This window comes from Streptomyces bacillaris (assembly GCF_003268675.1).
Taxonomy (GTDB): domain Bacteria; phylum Actinomycetota; class Actinomycetes; order Streptomycetales; family Streptomycetaceae; genus Streptomyces; species Streptomyces bacillaris.
This window is the reverse complement of sequence record NZ_CP029378.1, coordinates 6,327,949-6,345,068: the sequence shown is the minus strand read 5'-3', so window position 1 is coordinate 6,345,068 and position 17,120 is coordinate 6,327,949. Positions and strand designations below refer to the sequence as shown.

Below are 17,120 nucleotides of genomic sequence, written 5' to 3'. Positions count from 1 at the left end.
CGCATTTCGCCGTGCGCCGACCCGGCTCTCACCCCGCCCGCATGCTGAGCGCGGGCGTGTACCGGTGCACGCCCCCACCGGTCATCCCCGGGTACGTCTGGACGCGTTCCCACAGCGGTGACGGGGAGCCGATCCCCTCACCGGGTGCGGCGAGGGCCGCGATGTGGTGCCCGGCACTCTCCCACTCCGCGTAGTTGAGGACCCGGGTGCCGTCGGTGCCGGTGTGGAAGTACGCGGCGATGGCCCCCTCGGGCGACCGGGCCTCGCTGCCGAGCGCCTCGAACACGGCGTCGATCCAGGCGCGTTGCCGGTCCGGGTCGGGCCCGTCGAACTCCACGTCCACGATCACGACGCACCCGGGCTCACGGATGTCGCCCTCGGCCCGGAACCCGGAGCGGTACAGCTCGTACGTGTGGAGCGCCAGGCGTTCGATGCCGGGAACGGCCGCGTCGATGTCGGCGTTGCGGGTGTCCCGGCCCTCCCGGACGAAGTCCTGGTAGGCCTGTTCGCCGGTCCACTGGGAGTAGTGCAGCAGGGTCGTCCCGTTCTCGCCCGCGTGGACGCTGTACGAGAGCAGCCCGGGGTGCGGCCACTCCCGGCCCTCCCACGCCGTCCGGATGGCGTCGACGGCCTGCCGCTGCCGCTCGGGCGTACCGACGTCCCAGGTGCTGACCTTGGCGATGGCGGCATCGGCGCGGGCCGGATCCGGGCGGTCGGTGAACTGCGTGGTCGCGGTCATGGTGGCGCTCCCCTGGTATCGCGCTGTCGCGCGCACCGGTCGGTGCGGCGTCACCACCACCGTCACACCTCAAGTCCGGTCGAGGTCAAGGGCGGTCGCTGGGGGGGGCAGGGACGGTCACTGAGAGGACAGGGTCGCTCACTGGAGGGGAGGCAGGGTCGGTCACTGGGGGGCAAGGACGGTCACTCGGGCAGCTCGGCCCGCCAGGCCGTCATGTTCAGCTCGTCCATGTACCGGATGTCGTGGCCCTCCAGCCGGTAGACCCGCGCCCCGGCGTCGGGAGCGGCGGCCAGCTCCAGGGCGTCGGCCATGACGAGTTCGCCGCCCTCCTGGGTGGAGACCCAGGCGAGGACCGACCGCGCGGTGCCGCCCGGTTTCAGGGTGAGCGCCTCGGGACCGTGGTCGCGGCCGAACTTCGAGCCCGCCGGGTTGACCTTCACCGGGAGGCGCTCGCCGTCCTCGCCGAGCGCCTGGACCGAGGGGTAGCCGTCGACCCGGTAGGGCGTGGAGCCGCAGTTGGTCAGGGTGAGGACGACCGCGCGGCTCATCAGCAGGGCCTGCACCTCCCCCATGGTCACCACGGCCCCGGAGGCGGGGCACTCCTCGGTGGGGGTGGGGGACGGGTCGGGTTCCTCCGCGACCGGCGCAGCGGCAGCGGGCGGACGGGGCGTAGCGGCGGCGGAGAGAGTGGGTGCGGGCGTCGGGGTGGGCTCGGGTTCCCCCTCGCCGGCCGGAACCAGAAATCCCGCACAGCCGGTCAGCACCAGGGCGGCCACCGCCGCCAGCAGCACCCCCGCCGGAGGAACCGGCCCCCGCGTCCGCTCGCCCGTACCGTTCACCGTTGCTCGCCCGCCCCTCACCGCAGCCCCCGCCGTACACGCCGTACGCCGTCCAGTTGTTCGATCATGTCAGTGCCGGGCGCCCCCATCACACTGTTCAGCATCTCTTCTCGATCCCGGCAAGCAGATCTAAGTGGACCTTCACGGTCGCCGGAGCCGACACTTCGGGCATGACTCCCACCGCGCCCCGCCCCCGCCCCTTCGGCCGCACGCTCTGCGCCATGATCACGCCGTTTACCGCCACCGGGGCGCTGGACCTCGGTGCCGCCCGCGCCCACGCCGCGCATCTGGTGGCCGAGGGGTGCGACGGGCTGGTGCTCAGCGGGACCACCGGCGAGTCGCCCACCACCTCGGACGCGGAGAAGGCTGAGCTGCTGCGGGCCGTGCGGGCGGAGGTCGGTGCCGGGGTGCCGCTGCTCTCGGGCGTCGGCAGCGCGGACACCGCGCACGCGGTACGGCTGGCGCGTGAGGCCGAAGAGGCGGGCGCGGACGGGCTGTTGGTGGTGCCCCCGTACTACAGCCGACCGCCGCAGGGGGCCGTGGAGGCGTACTTCCTGCGGATCGCGGAGGCCACCGGCGTACCGCTGATGCTGTACGACATCCCCGGCCGCACCGGCGTCCGGATCGAGCCGGAGACCCTGCTGCGGCTGGCGGACCATCCGCGGATCGTGGCGGTAAAGGACTGCGCGTACGACCTGCTCGGGTCGACGAAGGTGCTGGCGCGGACCTCGCTGGCGTACTACTCGGGGTGCGAGGAGCTGAACCTCCCGCTGTACGCGGTCGGCGGCGCGGGCTATGTGAGCACCGTCGCCAACGTGGCCCCGCGCCGCATGCGGGCACCGCTGGACGCGTTCGACGCGGGGCGCACCGCCGAGGCCACCCGGCTCAACGGGCTCACGGTCCGGCTGGTCGAGCTGATGATGGCGGGCGGCCTGCCCGGCACCGTCACCGTGAAGGCCCTGCTGGACGCGGGCCCGGTCCGGGAACCGCTGCAGCCCGCCGGCCGCGAGGCGGTCGACGGGCTGCGCGCGGCGTACGAGGAACTCCTCGCGGCCTGATCCTGACCCCGGGAAGGGGTCAGTTGTGGGCGTGCAGGACCTCGTTCAGCCCGCCCCACACCGCGTTGTTCGGGCGGGCCTCGACCGTGCCGGTGACCGAGTTGCGGCGGAAGAGGATGTTGGAGGCGCCGGAGAGTTCGCGGGCCTTGACGACCTGGCCGTCCGGCAGCGTGACGCGGGTGCCGGCGGTGACGTACAGCCCGGCCTCCACGACGCACTCGTCGCCGAGCGCGATGCCGACGCCCGCCTCGGCGCCGACCAGGCAGCGCTCACCGATGACGATGCGGACGTTGCCACCGCCGGAGAGGGTGCCCATGGTGGAGGCGCCGCCGCCGATGTCGGAGCCGTCGCCCACGACGACGCCCGCGGAGATGCGGCCCTCGACCATGGAGGTGCCGAGCGTGCCGGCGTTGAAGTTGACGAAGCCCTCGTGCATGACGGTGGTCCCGGCGGCGAGGTGCGCGCCGAGGCGGACCCGGTCGGCGTCCGCGATGCGCACGCCCTTGGGGCCACGTAGTCCGTCATGCGCGGGAACTTGTCGACCGAGGTCACCTGGAGGTGCAGCCCCTCGGCGCGGGCGTTGAGGCGGACCCGCTCCAGGTCGTCGACGGCGACCGGGCCGAGCGAGGTCCAGGCGACGTTGGCGAGCAGGCCGAAGAGGCCGTCCAGGTTCTGGCCGTGCGGCTGGACGAGCCGGTGCGAGAGCAGGTGCAGGCGCAGGTACGCGTCGTGCGCGTCGAGGGGCTTGTCCTCCAGCGAGGAGATGACCGTGGAGACGGCGACGACCTCGACCCCGCGCCGGGCGTCCACGCCGATGGCCTTGGCGGCGCCCTCACCGAGGCGGTTGACGGCCTCGTCCGGGGTGAGCCGCGTCGTACCGGCCGGGCCGGGCTCGGGCGTGAGCTCGGGGGCGGGGAACCAGGTGTCGAGGACGGTGCCGTCACCGGCGACGGTGGCGAGGCCGGCGGCGACGGCGCCGGTGGTACGGGAAGTGGCCTGGGAAGTCGTGTCGGTCATGGACAGAAACCTAACCGGCCGGGGCCCGCTCGGGCGAACCGGTCTCAGCTTCCGGCACGTTCGCCGCGATCCGCGCCTTCTCCCCCGGTCCGGGCAGCCGCCGCGCCGCCAGCACGGCCGCCCCGGCGCCCGCCGCGAGCAGGGCGCACACCGGCCAGAGCAGGGCGGGAGCCACCGCGTACAGGGCGGCGCCCAGGGGTGGCGCGAGGACCTGGCCGCTGATCGATGCACCGGCGTACAGGCTCTGGAAGCGGCCCTGTGCGTGGGCGGGCGCCTGGTCGGCGACGTACGCGGTGGCGGGCGTCTTGTAGAGGACCTCCCCGAGCGTCAGCGAGAGCATCATGGCAACAGCGAAGAGCACGCCCGCCCCGGGGATGAGCACGGCGTAGCCGAGTCCGACGAGGAGCAGCCCCACCCCGACCACACCGAGCGGAGCGCGTCTGCGCAGCACGTGGGCGGCGGGCAGTTCGAGGCAGAGGATGACCCCGCCGTTGATGGCGAGCAGCCAGCCGTAGAGCTGGGGGCCGTGCCCGTGGTCCGCGAGGAAGACAGGCAGGGTCGCGTACTGCTGGCGGTAGACGAGGTCGACGCAGACGATCGCGGCGAGCAGCACCAGCACCGCGGGCCTGGCCCGCAGTTCGCGCCACACGCCCGGCGCGTCCGGGTCGTGGGAGGGCGCGGAGTGGGCGCTGCTCCGGGCGGGCAGGATGCGGGCGGCGTACAGGGCGAAGAGCAGGGTGCCGGCCCCGTCCGCGACGAAGAGCCAGTCGTACGAGAACCGGGTGGCGACCAGAGCGCCGAGCGGCGGGCCGATGGCGAAGCCCCCGTTGGCGGCGAACCGGGTGAGGGCGAAGCTCTGGCGCCGGTCCCCGCCCTCGGGCACCGAGACCGCGACGAGGGCCGCGTTGGCGGAGCGGACGACCCCGGCGGCGTACTGGGCGAACGGCAGCACCCCGTACAGCGCGGCGACCGGCAGGACGGGCAGGACCACGAGGGCGGCCCCGCTGACGCAGGCACCGGCCAGCAGCGCCCGGCGGTGGCCGAGGCGGTCCCCGAACCAGCCGCCGGTGAAGTTCCCCGCGACCAGGCCGATGCCGCCGATCCCGCTGATCACCCCGGCCTGGGTGGTGGAGAGGCCGCGCGGACCGACGAGGTAGAGGAAGAGAAAGACGAACGTGATGCTGACGACGGCGTTGAGGAACACCCCGAGCGCCAGCAGCCGTACTGTCCGCGGCACTCCGCGCACCATGCCCATGGTCGTGACGCCCCCCGTAGTAAGTTCCCTGAGGGAACGGACTATGGCAGCATGGTTCCATCAAGGTCAACCGCATGACGGAGGGCGGTACGCGACAGCGACGGAGAGGACGGGGCCCATGGCTCAGCGCACCAGCCTGGCCGATGCCGACTGCTCGATCGCCCAGGCGCTCGACGTCGTCGGTGACTGGTGGACCCTGCTGATCGTGCGGGACACCGCACGCGGGGTGCACCGGTTCGACGCGCTCCAGCAGGAGCTGGGCGTCTCGCGCAAGGTCCTCACGGAGCGGCTGCGGCTGCTGGTGGAGGCGGGGGTGCTGGCGCGGGAGCCGTACCAGGAGCGCCCGGTGCGGTACGAGTACCGCCTCACCCCGCGCGGCCGCGCGCTGCTGCCCGTCCTGATCGCGCTCCAGGACTGGGGCGACGCGTGGGTACTGGGGGAAGGGGAGACGATGGCGACGACGGCGGAGGCCTCACGGGAGGCGGACCGGGTGGCCGGACTGCTGGGGACGCGGGTGCCGGAGCTGGCGCTCACGGGGGCGGACGGGGAGCGGCACGATCCGGTGGCGGACACCCCGTACACCGTTCTGTACTGCTTCCCCAGCGCCTACGCCCGCGCGGACGCCTATCCGCCAGGGTGGGCCGGGATCCCGGGGGCGAGCGGCTGCACCCTCGAATCGTGCACGTACCGCGACCAGTTGGCCGAGTTCACGGCCGCCGGAGCCACCGTGCACGGGGTCTCCGTGCAGCGCCCGGACGAGCAGCGCGCCTTCGCGGAGAAGGAGGGGCTGCGCTTCCCGCTGCTCTCGGACGCGGACCTGACGCTGACGGCGGCCCTGCGGCTGCCGACGTTCCGGGCGGCGGGGGTGAGCCGGCTCAAGCGGCTGACGCTGGTGGTGGACCGGGAGCGGACGGTCCGGCAGGTGCTGTACCCGATCACGGACATCGAGGCGAGCGTGCGGACGGCGCTGGAGACGGTACGGGCGCTGGGCTGACCCCGCACGGGGCGTGGCCGGACGGGCCAGTGGGGCCGGGCGGACCGGTGGGGACAGGCGGGATCACCCCGCCGAGCAGCGCCGGTCCAGGCGAACCCCCTCAGGCGCACCCGTCCACGACCCGGGTCAGCATCTCGCGGGTGTACTCCGCGTCGAAGGCGGAGCCGGTCAGCAGCACCTGGAGGCAGACGCCGTCCATCAGCGCGACCAGCGCCCGCGCGGTGGCCGGGTCGGTCCGCGTGGACAGCAGCTCGACCGCCGACGTGGTCCACTCGGCGGCGACGGGGCGCAGGGCCGGGCGGCGCAGGGCGGCGAGATACAGCTCGTACTCCAGCTCGATCGCACCCCGCTCCCCCGCGAACCACTCCCCCAGCAACCGGGTCAGCTCATCGGCGAGCCGGGCACCGGAGGAGGCACCCTCACCCCCGTCCGCGTCACCGGCGCAGACCTCGCTGTCACGCAGCGCCTGGGCGAAGTTCTCGTTGGACCGGCGCAGGGCGGCCGTCAGCAGCTCGTCGAGCGAACCGAAGTGGTACGTGGTCGAGCCGAGCGGCACGTCCGCCTCGGCGGCCACGGACCGGTGGCTGAGCCCGGCTATCCCGTCGGCCACGATCACCCGCAGCGCCGCGTCGATGATCCGCGTACGCCGGTCGGGGTCGTACCGGCGGGCCATCAGTGCGCTCCCCCCAGATTGAGCACGACGACCCCGACGACGATCAGACCGACCCCCACGATCTTGACCAGACTGCTGGACTCCCCCATGAACAGGATGCCGATGAGGGCCACGGCCGCTGTGCCGACACCGGCCCAGATCGCGTAGGCGGTGCCCACGGAGAGGGTCTTGAGGGTCTGGGCGAGCAGGGTGAAGGCGATGAGATAGCCCACCGCCGTGCCGATCGAGGGCCAGAGCCGGGTGAAGCCCTCGCTGTACTTCATGGCCGTCGTCCCGGCCACCTCCGCCGCGATCGCAGCGGCCAGCAGTCCGTATGCGTATCCCATGTGTACGAGAGTACGCATCGTTGCGTACGAATGTACATATCATCGGCCCACGTCGGGGGCGCTACGGTGTCCCGACCGACGGAACGGAACGGCCCGGCACCCAGCACGGGCCGACGAGATCACGGGGAGACGCAGTGGCGCAGGACGCAGGGTGGGGCGGTGGCCCGCAGGGGGCCGCGCCCCACGGTGGGGGACCCTCCCACGGGGGTGCGCAGGGACCGGGCGGACCAGGACAAGGCGGACCAGGACAAGGCGGACCAGGGCCGGGCGGACCGGGCGGGTACGGCCCCGGCCCGGGGCCCGGCGGCTGGTACGGCGGCTGGGCGCCGCCCAAGCCGGGGGTGATACCCCTGGCGCCGCTGAGGGTCTCGGACATGCTCAGCGGCGCCTTCACCACGATCGGCCGCTACTGGAAGCCGCTGGTCGGCATCGCCCTGGCGCTCTTCGGCGCGGCGACGGTGGTGATGGGCATCGGGGTGGCCATCGCCTTCTCCACCGTCGCGGCCAACTGGGACGACCTCACCGGCCCCGGCGACCCGGACACCGCCCAACTGGTCCCGCTGGGCATCGCGTTCGGCGTCCTGATGGTCCTGGGCGTCCTCGCCTACCTGCTGGCGTCGGCCGTCGTCCAGGCGGCGGTCCCGGTGGTCCTCCAGGAGGCCGTCCTCGGCCGCCCGATCGGCTTCGGCACCGTCTGGCGCCGCGCCTGGTCCCGGGTCTGGGCGATGATCGGGACGGTGTTCCTGGTGGGGCTGATCATCTTCGTCCCCTTCGTGCTCGCGATGGCGACGATGGTGGCGGCCGTGATCTACCTGGTCACCCTGGGCGACACGGACTCCGTGCTTCCGCTGCTGCTCTCCGCCCTTCTCGGCTGGCTCGCCCTCACCCCGCTCGCCGTCTGGCTGATGGTGAAGTTCTCGCTGGCCCCCACGATCGTGGTCTTCGAGGGACAGCGGCCGGTCGCGGCCCTGCGCCGCTCGGCCGAGTTGGTCCGCGGCGACTGGTGGCGGGTCTTCGGCGTCGGCCTGCTCGCCTACGCCCTCGCCTCCATGGTCGGCTACCTGGTCCAGCTGCCGTTCCAGGCGATGGGGATGCTCCCCGGCGCGTTCGAGGACCCCAACACGATGGGTGAACCGAGCGGCGGCGAGATCATCGCCCTGTTCGCGGGCTTCATGGTGCTGTCCATGGTCAGCGGCCTGGTGAGCCAGCTCTTCTCGTCGATCTTCCCGCCGCTGGTGACCGGCCTGCTCTACGTGGACCTGCGTATCCGCAAGGAGAACCTGGCCCAGGTCCTGACGGAGGCGGCGGCCCAGCCCCCGCCCGAGCAGTACGGCCCGCCGCCGGCCGCCCCCGCGTAGGGCCCGGTCTCAGTCCGTCAGCGTCCGCTTGGGCCGCAGCACGCAGAACTCGTTGCCCTCGGGATCTGCCAGCACCACCCAGGTGGATTCCGGCCCCTGCCCGACGTCCAGCCGCCGTGCGCCGAGCGCGATGATCCGCTCGACCTCGGCGGCCTGGTCGTCGGGGGTCAGATCGATGTGCAGCCGGTTCTTGACGGTCTTCTCCTCCGGCACAGGGAGGAAGCACATGCCGGGCAGCGCGGTCTCGTGGGCGCCGATGACGATCTCGTGCTCGTCCTCGTAGAGGATCTTCCAGTCGAGTACCGCGCTCCAGAAGCGGGCCATGAGCGGCAGGTCGTGGGAGTCGACGGCGAGGTGGTACAGGGATACGGCCATGCCCGCCAGTATGACTGGCGGGCATGGCCGTATCCGTGATGCTCAGGGCGCGTCAGACGTTGAACCCCAGCGCGCGCAGCTGCTCGCGGCCGTCGTCCGTGATCTTGTCCGGGCCCCACGGCGGCATCCAGACCCAGTTGATCCGGAGCTCGTTGACGATGCCGTCCGTGGCGGACTTCGCCTGGTCCTCGATGACGTCGGTCAGCGGGCAGGCCGCGGACGTGAGGGTCATGTCGAGGGTGGCGATGTTGGCGTCGTCGACGTGGATGCCGTAGATCAGGCCCAGGTTGACGACGTCGATGCCCAGCTCGGGGTCGACGACGTCGTACAGCGCCTCGCGGACCTCCTCCTCGGAGGCCGGCTTCATGGTCGCGGTCTCGTTGTCGCTCATGCGGTCTTCCCTTCGGACAGCGCCTTGGCCGTCGCGTCCTTCCACGCCATCCAGCTCAGCAGCGCGCACTTGACCCGGGCGGGGTACTTGGAGACGCCGGCGAACGCGACCGCGTCCTCCAGCACCTCCTCCATCGCGTCGTCCGGCTCCAGCTGGCCCTTGGACTGCATCAGCTCCAGGAAGGTGTCCTGGATCATCCGCGCCTGGGTCAGCTCCTTGCCGACCAGCAGCTCGTTCAGTACGGAGGCACTGGCCTGGCTGATCGAGCAGCCCTGGCCCTCGTAGCTGACGTCGGCGATGGTCTCGCCGTCGTACTTGACCCGGAGAGTGATCTCGTCGCCGCACGTCGGGTTGACGTGGTGCACCTCGGCGTCGCCGTCCCGCAGGCCGCGCCCGTGGGGGTGCTTGTAGTGGTCCAGGATCACTTCCTGGTACATGGAATCAAGCTTCACCAGTCAGCCCTCAGCCGAAGAAGTTCCGGACGTGCTCCAGCCCGTCCACCAGTGCGTCGACCTCGGCGGGCGTGGAGTACAGATAGAACGACGCTCGCGTCGTCGCGGGAATTCCGTACCGCAGGCAGACCGGGCGGGCACAGTGGTGGCCGACCCGGACGGCGATGCCCAGTTCGTCGAGGACCTGGCCCACGTCGTGCGGGTGGATGTCCCCGAGCGTGAAGGAGATCGTCGCCCCGCGGTCCTCGGCCGTCGCCGGGCCGATGATCCGCAGGTCCGGGACCTCCAGGAGGCGCTTCACCGCGTACTCGGTGATCGCCTTCTCGTGGGCGTGGATCTTCTCCATGCCGATCGAGGAGAGGTAGTCCACGGCCGCGCCGAGGCCGACGGCCTGCGCGATCGGGGGCGTACCGGCCTCGAACTTGTGCGGCGCCGGGGCGTAGGTGGAGGAGTGCATCGAGACGGTCTCGATCATCTCGCCGCCGCCGAGGAACGGCGGCAGGTCCTCCAGCAGCTCCTGCCGTCCCCAGAGCACGCCGATGCCGGTCGGGCCGACCATCTTGTGGCCGGTGAAGGCCACGAAGTCGGCCTGGAGCGCCTGCACGTCCAGCACCATGTGCGGGGCGGCCTGCGAGGCGTCGATGCAGACCAGGGCGCCGACCTGCTGGGCGCGGCGGATGATCTGCTCGACCGGGTTGACGGTGCCCAGGATGTTGGAGACCAGCGTGAAGGAGACGATCTTCGTCTTCTCGGTGATGATCTCGTCGATGTTCGACAGGTCGAGCCGGCCGTCGTCGGTGATGCCGAACCACTTCAGCTTCGCGCCCGTGCGCTGCGAGAGCAGCTGCCAGGGCACGATGTTGGAGTGGTGCTCCATCTCCGTGGTGACGATCTCGGTGTCGCGGTCCACCCGGTAGGGCTCGTCCGCCCAGCCGAGCATGTTGGCCACGAGGTTGAGCGACTCCGAGGCGTTCTTGGTGAAGATCACCTCGTCGCGGCTGGGTGCGTTGATGAAGGCCGCGACCTTGTCACGGGCGCCTTCGTACAGCGCGGTGGCCTCCTCGGCGATCGTGTAGACGCCGCGGTGCACGTTCGCGTTGTGGCGCTCGTAGTACGTGTTGAGCGCGTCGAGGACCTGGCGCGGCTTCTGCGAGGTGGCCGCGGAGTCCAGGTAAACGATCTTCTTGCCGTCGTGGACCGTGCGGTCCAGGAGCGGGAAGTCCTTGCGGATCGCCTCGGTGTCGAGGAGGCCGGTGAGCCCCTGTCGGGCGTCAGTCACGCGGAAGCGCCACCCTTCGTGTATGCCTCGTAGCCCTCGTTCTCCAGCTGGTCGGCCAGCTCGGCGCCACCGGAGGCGGCGATCCTGCCGTTGGCGAACACGTGCACGAAGTCGGGCTGGATGTACTTCAGGATCCGGGTGTAGTGCGTGATCAGCAGCGTGCCGACCTCGCCGGTCGCGCGGACCCGGTTGACGCCCTCGGAGACGGTCTTGAGCGCGTCGACGTCCAGGCCGGAGTCGGTCTCGTCCAGGACGGCGATCTTCGGCTTGAGCAGCTCCAGCTGAAGGATCTCGTGGCGCTTCTTCTCACCGCCGGAGAAGCCCTCGTTGACGTTGCGCTCGGCGAAGGACGGGTCCATCTGGAGCCCGGCCATCGTCTCCTTGACCTCCTTGACCCACGTACGGAGCTTGGGGGCCTCGCCGCGGACGGCGGTGGCGGAGGTGCGCAGGAAGTTGGAGACCGAGACACCGGGGATCTCGACCGGGTACTGCATGGCGAGGAAGAGGCCGGCGCGGGCGCGCTCGTCGACGGACATCTCCAGGACGTCCTCGCCGTCCAGGGTGACCGAACCGCCGGTGATCGTGTACTTGGGGTGACCCGCCAGCGAGTACGCGAGGGTGGACTTGCCGGACCCGTTGGGGCCCATGATGGCGTGGGTCTCGCCCTGCTTCACGGTCAGGTCGACGCCCTTGAGGATCTCCTTCGTGGCGTTGTCGGCCTCGACGGAGACGTGCAGGTCGCGGATTTCAAGCGTTGCCATGGGTGACTCAGGACTCCTGGGTGACGGAGACGAGCACATCGTCCCCTTCGATCTTTACGGGGTATACGGGGACGGGGCGCGTCGCGGGAAGGCCGGACGGCTTGCCGGTGCGGAGGTCGAACGCCGATCCGTGCAGCCAGCACTCGATCGCGCAGTCCTCCACCTCGCCCTCGGAGAGGGAGACGTTCGCGTGCGAGCAGATGTCGTTGATCGCGAACACCTCGCCCTCGGTGCGGACGACGGAGACCGGTGTGCCGTCGAGTTCCACCCGTTTGGGGGTGTCCTCCTCCAGCTCACTCAGCGCACAGGCTTTGACGAAGGCCATCAGACGGACGCCTTCAGCTCGGCCTCGATCTTGTCGATCAGCCGCTCCTCGACGTCCGGCAGGCCGATCTGCTGGACCAGCTCGGCGAAGAAGCCGCGCACGACCAGGCGGCGGGCCTCCTCGGCCGGGATACCGCGGGACTGGAGGTAGAAGAGCTGCTCGTCGTCGAAGCGGCCGGTCGCCGAGGCGTGGCCGGCGCCGACGATCTCGCCGGTCTCGATCTCCAGGTTGGGTACGGAGTCGACCCGGGCGCCGTCGGTGAGGACGAGGTTCCGGTTCATCTCGTAGGTGTCGGTGCCCTCGGCCGCGGCCTGGATGAGGACGTCCCCGATCCAGACGGCGTGGGCGCCGTCGCCCTGGAGTGCGCCCTTGTACACCGCGTTGGACTTGCAGTGCGGGGTGTTGTGGTCGACCAGGAGGCGGTGCTCCTGGTGCTGGCCCTTGTCGGTGAAGTACAGACCGAAGAGCTCCGCCTCGCCGCCGGGCGCCGCGTAGGCGACCCGCGGGTGGAGGCGGACCAGGTCGCCGCCGAAGGTGACGACGATCGACTTGAAGGAGGCGTCCCGGCCGACCAGCGCGTTGTGCTGGCCGACGTGGACGGCCGTGTCGTCCCAGTCCTGGACGGAGACGACGGTCAGCTTGGCGCCGTCGCCCAGCACGTAGTCGACGTTGGCGGCGAGCACCGCGTCACCGGTGTGGTCGATGACGACGACGGCCTCGGCGAAGGGCTTCAGCTCGATGACCTGGTGGCCGAAGGCGGTGCCGCCCTCGCCGTGCACGGCGATCCGGATGGGCTCGGTGAGCACGGCCTCCTTGGCGACGGTGACGACCGAGGCCTGCTCGAAGGAGCTGTACGCCTGGGCGGCGACCCGGTCCACCGGCGTACCGGCCTTGCCGAGCCGGGCGTCGTCGCGGCCGACGGTCTCGACGGTGACGCCCTCGGGCGCCTCGATCGCGACCTTCACGCCGCCGCCGTTCGCGACGGCGGTGCCGTCGTGCAGCCCGCGCAGCCGCTCCAGCGGGGTGAAGCGCCACTCCTCCTCGCGACCGTGCGGGACGGGGAAGTCCGCGACGTCGAAGGACGGGGGTGCGCTCATGCGCGTGGCGACGGTCGACTCGGCGGCCACCGCGATGGAGCCGGCGGTGGTGGAGCCCACCGGGATGTTCTGAGCCTCAGCCATGGCTGTCGTAGTGCTCGCTTTCTCAGTCAAGAAGGGGGTGGTCCGGTAGGGGGCGGGGACGGCCGGTGAACAGCCGTCCCCCAGGGCCTCGCGGGAGGTCCTAGCCGACCGAACCCTCCATCTGCAGCTCGATCAGCCGGTTGAGCTCCAGGGCGTACTCCATGGGCAGCTCCTTCGCGATCGGCTCGACGAAGCCACGCACGATCATCGCCATGGCCTCGAACTCGGTGAGTCCGCGGCTCATCAGGTAGAAGAGCTGGTCCTCGGAGACCTTGGAGACGGTCGCCTCGTGGCCCATCGACACGTCGTCCTCACGGACGTCGACGTACGGGTAGGTGTCCGAGCGGGAGATCGTGTCGACGAGCAGAGCGTCGCAGAGGACGTTGGACTTCGCGCCCGGCGCGCCCTCACCGATCTCGATCAGACCGCGGTAGGAGGTGCGGCCGCCGCCTCGCGCCACCGACTTGGAGACGATGTTCGAGGAGGTGTTCGGAGCCATGTGGACCATCTTGGCGCCGGCGTCCTGGTGCTGGCCCTCGCCCGCGAAGGCGATGGAGAGCGTCTCGCCCTTGGCGTGCTCGCCCATCAGGTAGACGGCCGGGTACTTCATGGTCACCTTGGAGCCGATGTTGCCGTCGACCCACTCCATGGTCGCGCCCTCGTAGGCCACGGCCCGCTTGGTGACCAGGTTGTAGACGTTGTTCGACCAGTTCTGGATGGTCGTGTAGCGGCAGCGGCCGCCCTTCTTCACGATGATCTCGACCACGGCGCTGTGCAGCGAGTCCGAGGAGTAGATCGGGGCGGTGCAGCCCTCGACGTAGTGGACGTAGGCGTCCTCGTCGACGATGATCAGCGTCCGCTCGAACTGGCCCATGTTCTCCGTGTTGATACGGAAGTAGGCCTGGAGCGGGATGTCCACGTGGACGCCCTTGGGCACGTAGATGAACGAGCCGCCGGACCACACGGCCGTGTTCAGCGAGGCGAACTTGTTGTCGCCGACCGGGATGACGGTGCCGAAGTACTCCTTGAAGAGCTCCGGGTGCTCCTTCAGCGCGGTGTCGGTGTCCAGGAAGATGACGCCCTGCTCCTCCAGGTCCTCGCGGATCTGGTGGTAGACGACCTCGGACTCGTACTGCGCGGCGACACCGGCGACGAGGCGCTGCTTCTCCGCCTCGGGGATGCCGAGCTTGTCGTACGTGTTCTTGATGTCCTCGGGCAGGTCCTCCCAGGAGGCGGCCTGCTTCTCCGTGGAGCGCACGAAGTACTTGATGTTGTCGAAGTCGATGCCCGACAGGTCCGAGCCCCAGCTGGGCATGGGCTTCTTGCCGAAGAGCTTCAGACCCTTGAGGCGGAGCTTCAGCATCCACTCCGGCTCGTTCTTCTTCTCCGAGATGTCGCGGACGACCTCCTCGGAGAGGCCGCGCTTGGCCGCCGCGCCTGCCGCGTCGGAGTCGGCCCAGCCGAATTCGTACGTACCCAGACCCTCGAGCTCAGGGTGGGCAGTCTCCGTGGGGAGCGTCATGCGGGGTTCCTCCCGGCCGTGCTTGCAGATGCTGAATGGGTGGTCTGTGGGGGTGCTGTCTGGCCGCTGCGCGGCACGTATGTCGTGCACACGCCGTCGCCATGGGCGAGGGTGGCCAGACGCTGCACATGGGTCCCGAGGAGGCTGGAGAAGAATTCCGTCTCCGCCTCGCACAGCTGTGGGAACTGCTCGGCGACATGCGCCACCGGGCAGTGGTGCTGGCACAGCTGCTCGCCCTGCTGCGGGCCCGGCGCGCTTCGCGCCGTAGCAGCGTACCCGTCGGCGCTCAGAGCCCTGGCGAGGGCCTCCGTGCGCCGCTCGGGCTCCGCGGCCTCGACCGCGGCGCGGTACGCCTCGCCCATCGCGGCCATCCGGGCGCGGGCGAAGGCGATGATCGCCTCGTCCCCGCCGGATTCGGCGATGAAGCGCAGGGCGTCGGCGGCCAGCTTGTCGTAGGACTGGTCGAAGGCGTCCCGGCCGCAGTCCGTCAGGGCGAACACCTTGGCGGGCCTGCCCCGGGTCCGTGCCCCGTAGACCCGCTGTTCACGGGCTTCGACGACATCGTCGGAGACGAGGGCGTCCAGGTGGCGGCGGACGGCGGCCTGGGTGAGGCCGAGGCGCTTGGCAAGGTCCGCGACGGTGGAGGGCCCGTGGTCCAGGATGGAGCGCGCGACCCGGTTGCGCGTCGAGCGCTCACCGGTCGCGAGTTCCTCCTGAGGAGCCCCGCCGTCGTATTTCACAACACCATTGTTGCGTAATTCATTCGGCCCTGACAACCACGGTCCGGAACGATCTACGGTGTGGTTCGTCACTTAGGGTTACCTAATCTGGCCCCGGGACCGGGCCTCCCGGAGCCCCTGCCTAGACTGCCTAGCCATGGAGAACGAGCCCGTCGTACAGGTCACAGGCCTGGTGAAGCGGTACGGCACGAAGACCGCGGTGGACGGCCTCGATCTGGTGGTCCGGACCGGCGCGGTGACCGCCGTCCTCGGCCCGAACGGCGCCGGGAAGACCACCACCGTCGAGACCTGCGAGGGCTACCGCCGCCCCGACGCGGGCACCGTACGCGTCCTCGGGCTCGACCCGGTCGTCGACGCCGAGCGGCTGCGGCCCCGGATCGGGGTCATGCTCCAGTCCGGCGGCGTCTACTCCGGCGCCCGCGCCGACGAGATGCTCCGGCACATGGCGAAGCTGCACGCCCACCCGCTGGACGTGGACGCCCTGATCGAGCGGCTCGGCCTCGGCTCCTGCGGCCGCACCGCCTACCGTCGGCTCTCCGGCGGCCAGCAGCAGCGCCTCGCCCTGGCCCTCGCGGTCGTCGGCCGGCCCGAGCTGGTCTTCCTGGACGAGCCGACCGCCGGGCTCGACCCACAGGCCCGCCGCTCCACCTGGGACCTGGTCCGCGAGCTGCGCGGGGACGGCGTCTCCGTGGTGCTGACCACCCACTTCATGGACGAGGCCGAGGCGCTCGCCGACGACGTGGCGATCATCGACGCGGGCCGGGTCATCGCCCAGGGCTCCCCCGAGCAGCTCTGCCGCGGCGGCGCCGAGAACACCCTGCGCTTCACCGGACGCCCCGGACTCGACCTGGGCTCGCTCGTCAAGGCGCTGCCCGACGGCTCCCAGGCCGCCGAGCCGCTCCCGGGCACGTACCGCATCTCCGGGGCCGTCGACCCGCAGCTGCTGGCCACCGTCACCTCCTGGTGCGCCCAGCACGGTGTGATGCCCGAGGGCATCTCGGTGGAGCGGCACACCCTGGAGGACGTCTTCCTCGAACTGACCGGCAAGGAGCTGCGCGCATGAGCACCGGTACGTACACCCCGCGCCCCGGCGCCGCCCCGCTCCCCCGGATGATCGCCGCGCAGACCGCGCTGGAGACCCGGATGCTGCTGCGCAACGGCGAGCAGCTGCTGCTGACGGTGATCATCCCGACGCTGCTGCTGGTGCTGTTCAGCGCGGTCGACATCGTGGACACCGGCTCGGGCGCGTCGGTCGACTTCCTGGCCCCGGGCATCCTCGCGCTCGCCGTGATGTCCACCGCCTTCACCGGCCAGGCCATCGCCACCGGCTTCGAACGCCGTTACGGGGTCCTCAAGCGGCTCGGGGCCTCCCCGCTGCCGCGCTGGGCGCTGATGACGGCGAAGACCCTGTCGGTGCTGGTCACCGAGGTGCTCCAGATCGTGCTGCTGACGGCGGTCGCCCTCGCGCTCGGCTGGTCGCCGCAGGGCAACCCGCTCTCGGTGCTGCTGCTCCTGGTCCTCGGGACGGCCGCGTTCTCCGGGCTGGGGCTGCTGATGGCCGGGACGCTGAAGGCCGAGGCGACGCTCGCCGCCGCCAACCTGGTCTTCCTGCTGCTGCTGGTCGGCGGCGGGGTCATCGTGCCGCTGGACAAGTTCCCGGACGCGGTGCAGTCGGTGCTGGGGCTGCTGCCCATCTCGGCGCTCTCGGAGGGCCTGCGGGACGTCCTCCAGCACGGCGCGGCGATGCCGTGGGCCGAGGCCGGGATCCTGGCCGTGTGGGCGGTGCTGGGGCTGGGCGCGGCGGCGAAGTTCTTCCACTGGGAGTAGCGCGCGGC

General features: G+C 71.1%; 19 protein-coding genes and 1 pseudogene. 5 read left to right on the top strand and 15 right to left on the bottom strand.

The features are described from left to right. Positions 1–28: 28 nt before the first annotated feature. Both DJ476_RS27595 and DJ476_RS27590 read right to left on the bottom strand, forming a co-directional pair. Positions 29–739, bottom strand: a complete 711-nt coding sequence (locus DJ476_RS27595) for an antibiotic biosynthesis monooxygenase (RefSeq protein ID WP_112491792.1) — start codon at positions 737–739, stop codon at positions 29–31. 182 nt (positions 740–921) lie between these two features. Beyond that, positions 922–1,530 carry a DUF4232 domain-containing protein gene (locus tag DJ476_RS27590; protein ID WP_112491791.1) on the bottom strand — a complete coding sequence of 203 codons (609 nt, stop codon included), beginning with the start codon at positions 1,528–1,530 and terminating at the stop codon, positions 922–924. A gap of 218 nt (positions 1,531–1,748) precedes the next feature. Here DJ476_RS27590 and dapA point away from each other — a divergent pair, with 218 nt between their 5' ends. Further along, positions 1,749–2,636, top strand: a complete 888-nt coding sequence (gene dapA, locus DJ476_RS27585) for a 4-hydroxy-tetrahydrodipicolinate synthase (protein ID WP_112491790.1) — start codon at positions 1,749–1,751, stop codon at positions 2,634–2,636. Positions 2,637–2,655: 19 nt separating this feature from the next. On the opposite strand, the pseudogene dapD reads toward dapA, so the two are convergent. Together dapD and DJ476_RS27575 are read right to left on the bottom strand one after the other, a co-directional pair. Beyond that, positions 2,656–3,653 (bottom strand): annotated as a pseudogene (gene dapD, locus DJ476_RS27580) (2,3,4,5-tetrahydropyridine-2,6-dicarboxylate N-succinyltransferase). A gap of 10 nt (positions 3,654–3,663) precedes the next feature. Then, the gene (locus DJ476_RS27575) at positions 3,664–4,908 is read right to left on the bottom strand and encodes an MFS transporter (protein WP_112491789.1); all 1,245 of its coding nucleotides are present in this window, start codon (positions 4,906–4,908) and stop codon (positions 3,664–3,666) included. A 118-nt stretch (positions 4,909–5,026) separates the two neighbouring features. Here DJ476_RS27575 and DJ476_RS27570 point away from each other — a divergent pair, with 118 nt between their 5' ends. Then, positions 5,027–5,902, top strand: coding sequence for a winged helix-turn-helix transcriptional regulator (locus DJ476_RS27570; RefSeq protein ID WP_103418745.1), 876 nt, complete (start codon positions 5,027–5,029; stop codon positions 5,900–5,902). Between the two features lie 100 nt (positions 5,903–6,002). Here the strand turns inward: DJ476_RS27570 and DJ476_RS27565 are convergent, their stop codons facing one another. Next, on the bottom strand, positions 6,003–6,575 hold the full coding sequence (locus tag DJ476_RS27565; RefSeq protein ID WP_103418744.1) for a TetR/AcrR family transcriptional regulator: 573 nt from the start codon (positions 6,573–6,575) through the stop codon (positions 6,003–6,005). Then, entirely contained in the window at positions 6,575–6,901 is a 327-nt protein-coding gene (locus DJ476_RS27560; protein ID WP_018488143.1) for a DMT family transporter, read from the bottom strand. Before DJ476_RS27560 ends, DJ476_RS27565 begins: the two co-directional genes overlap by 1 nt. A 374-nt stretch (positions 6,902–7,275) precedes the next feature. On the opposite strand from DJ476_RS27560, the gene DJ476_RS27550 reads away from it, so the two are divergent. Next, the gene (locus DJ476_RS27550) at positions 7,276–8,259 is read left to right on the top strand and encodes a hypothetical protein (protein ID WP_112491787.1); all 984 of its coding nucleotides are present in this window, start codon (positions 7,276–7,278) and stop codon (positions 8,257–8,259) included. Between the two features lie 9 nt (positions 8,260–8,268). Here the strand turns inward: DJ476_RS27550 and DJ476_RS27545 are convergent, their stop codons facing one another. From DJ476_RS27545 to DJ476_RS27505, 9 genes are all read right to left on the bottom strand, one after another. Next, complete coding sequence (locus DJ476_RS27545) at positions 8,269–8,634, bottom strand: VOC family protein (protein ID WP_103418741.1); 366 nt, start codon at positions 8,632–8,634, stop codon at positions 8,269–8,271. A gap of 52 nt (positions 8,635–8,686) precedes the next feature. Beyond that, on the bottom strand, positions 8,687–9,025 hold the full coding sequence (locus DJ476_RS27540) for a metal-sulfur cluster assembly factor (protein ID WP_003969897.1): 339 nt from the start codon (positions 9,023–9,025) through the stop codon (positions 8,687–8,689). Continuing rightward, the gene (sufU, locus tag DJ476_RS27535; protein ID WP_277627680.1) at positions 9,022–9,477 is read right to left on the bottom strand and encodes a Fe-S cluster assembly sulfur transfer protein SufU; all 456 of its coding nucleotides are present in this window, start codon (positions 9,475–9,477) and stop codon (positions 9,022–9,024) included. The genes DJ476_RS27540 and sufU overlap by 4 nt, the downstream gene beginning before the upstream one ends. A gap of 10 nt (positions 9,478–9,487) precedes the next feature. Continuing rightward, on the bottom strand, positions 9,488–10,756 hold the full coding sequence (locus DJ476_RS27530; RefSeq protein ID WP_103418739.1) for a cysteine desulfurase: 1,269 nt from the start codon (positions 10,754–10,756) through the stop codon (positions 9,488–9,490). Beyond that, a complete protein-coding gene (gene sufC, locus DJ476_RS27525) occupies positions 10,753–11,517 on the bottom strand; it encodes a Fe-S cluster assembly ATPase SufC (RefSeq protein WP_018488138.1) in 765 nt (254 codons plus the stop codon). The genes DJ476_RS27530 and sufC overlap by 4 nt, the downstream gene beginning before the upstream one ends. A 7-nt stretch (positions 11,518–11,524) precedes the next feature. Then, complete coding sequence (locus DJ476_RS27520) at positions 11,525–11,842, bottom strand: bifunctional 3-phenylpropionate/cinnamic acid dioxygenase ferredoxin subunit (RefSeq protein WP_018488137.1); 318 nt, start codon at positions 11,840–11,842, stop codon at positions 11,525–11,527. Further along, on the bottom strand, positions 11,842–13,023 hold the full coding sequence (gene sufD / locus DJ476_RS27515; protein ID WP_103418738.1) for a Fe-S cluster assembly protein SufD: 1,182 nt from the start codon (positions 13,021–13,023) through the stop codon (positions 11,842–11,844). Before sufD ends, DJ476_RS27520 begins: the two co-directional genes overlap by 1 nt. Positions 13,024–13,123: 100 nt before the next feature. After that, a complete protein-coding gene (gene sufB, locus DJ476_RS27510; protein ID WP_103418737.1) occupies positions 13,124–14,545 on the bottom strand; it encodes a Fe-S cluster assembly protein SufB in 1,422 nt (473 codons plus the stop codon). Then, a complete protein-coding gene (locus tag DJ476_RS27505) occupies positions 14,542–15,285 on the bottom strand; it encodes a helix-turn-helix transcriptional regulator (protein WP_070203746.1) in 744 nt (247 codons plus the stop codon). Before DJ476_RS27505 ends, sufB begins: the two co-directional genes overlap by 4 nt. 136 nt (positions 15,286–15,421) lie before the next feature. Here DJ476_RS27505 and DJ476_RS27500 point away from each other — a divergent pair, with 136 nt between their 5' ends. Together DJ476_RS27500 and DJ476_RS27495 are read left to right on the top strand one after the other, a co-directional pair. Further along, a complete protein-coding gene (locus DJ476_RS27500) occupies positions 15,422–16,348 on the top strand; it encodes an ABC transporter ATP-binding protein (RefSeq protein WP_103418735.1) in 927 nt (308 codons plus the stop codon). Further along, a complete protein-coding gene (locus DJ476_RS27495; protein WP_112491786.1) occupies positions 16,345–17,112 on the top strand; it encodes an ABC transporter permease in 768 nt (255 codons plus the stop codon). Before DJ476_RS27500 ends, DJ476_RS27495 begins: the two co-directional genes overlap by 4 nt. The last annotated feature ends 8 nt before the right edge of the window (positions 17,113–17,120 follow it).

Excerpts from the sequence above, each read along its gene's own strand:
- dapA (WP_112491790.1), top strand. The coding sequence starts at position 1,749 with ATGACTCCCACCGCGCCCCGCCCCCGCCCCTTCGGCCGCACGCTCTGC.
- DJ476_RS27595 (WP_112491792.1), bottom strand. The coding sequence starts at position 739 with ATGACCGCGACCACGCAGTTCACCGACCGCCCGGATCCGGCCCGCGCC.
- DJ476_RS27545 (WP_103418741.1), bottom strand. The coding sequence starts at position 8,634 with ATGGCCGTATCCCTGTACCACCTCGCCGTCGACTCCCACGACCTGCCG.
- DJ476_RS27570 (WP_103418745.1), top strand. The coding sequence starts at position 5,027 with ATGGCTCAGCGCACCAGCCTGGCCGATGCCGACTGCTCGATCGCCCAG.
- DJ476_RS27565 (WP_103418744.1), bottom strand. The coding sequence starts at position 6,575 with ATGGCCCGCCGGTACGACCCCGACCGGCGTACGCGGATCATCGACGCG.
- DJ476_RS27495 (WP_112491786.1), top strand. The coding sequence starts at position 16,345 with ATGAGCACCGGTACGTACACCCCGCGCCCCGGCGCCGCCCCGCTCCCC.
- DJ476_RS27575 (WP_112491789.1), bottom strand. The coding sequence starts at position 4,908 with ATGGGCATGGTGCGCGGAGTGCCGCGGACAGTACGGCTGCTGGCGCTC.
- DJ476_RS27550 (WP_112491787.1), top strand. The coding sequence starts at position 7,276 with ATGCTCAGCGGCGCCTTCACCACGATCGGCCGCTACTGGAAGCCGCTG.
- sufD (WP_103418738.1), bottom strand. The coding sequence starts at position 13,023 with ATGGCTGAGGCTCAGAACATCCCGGTGGGCTCCACCACCGCCGGCTCC.
- DJ476_RS27540 (WP_003969897.1), bottom strand. The coding sequence starts at position 9,025 with ATGAGCGACAACGAGACCGCGACCATGAAGCCGGCCTCCGAGGAGGAG.
- DJ476_RS27520 (WP_018488137.1), bottom strand. The coding sequence starts at position 11,842 with ATGGCCTTCGTCAAAGCCTGTGCGCTGAGTGAGCTGGAGGAGGACACC.
- DJ476_RS27500 (WP_103418735.1), top strand. The coding sequence starts at position 15,422 with ATGGAGAACGAGCCCGTCGTACAGGTCACAGGCCTGGTGAAGCGGTAC.
- sufC (WP_018488138.1), bottom strand. The coding sequence starts at position 11,517 with ATGGCAACGCTTGAAATCCGCGACCTGCACGTCTCCGTCGAGGCCGAC.
- DJ476_RS27560 (WP_018488143.1), bottom strand. The coding sequence starts at position 6,901 with ATGGGATACGCATACGGACTGCTGGCCGCTGCGATCGCGGCGGAGGTG.
- sufB (WP_103418737.1), bottom strand. The coding sequence starts at position 14,545 with ATGACGCTCCCCACGGAGACTGCCCACCCTGAGCTCGAGGGTCTGGGT.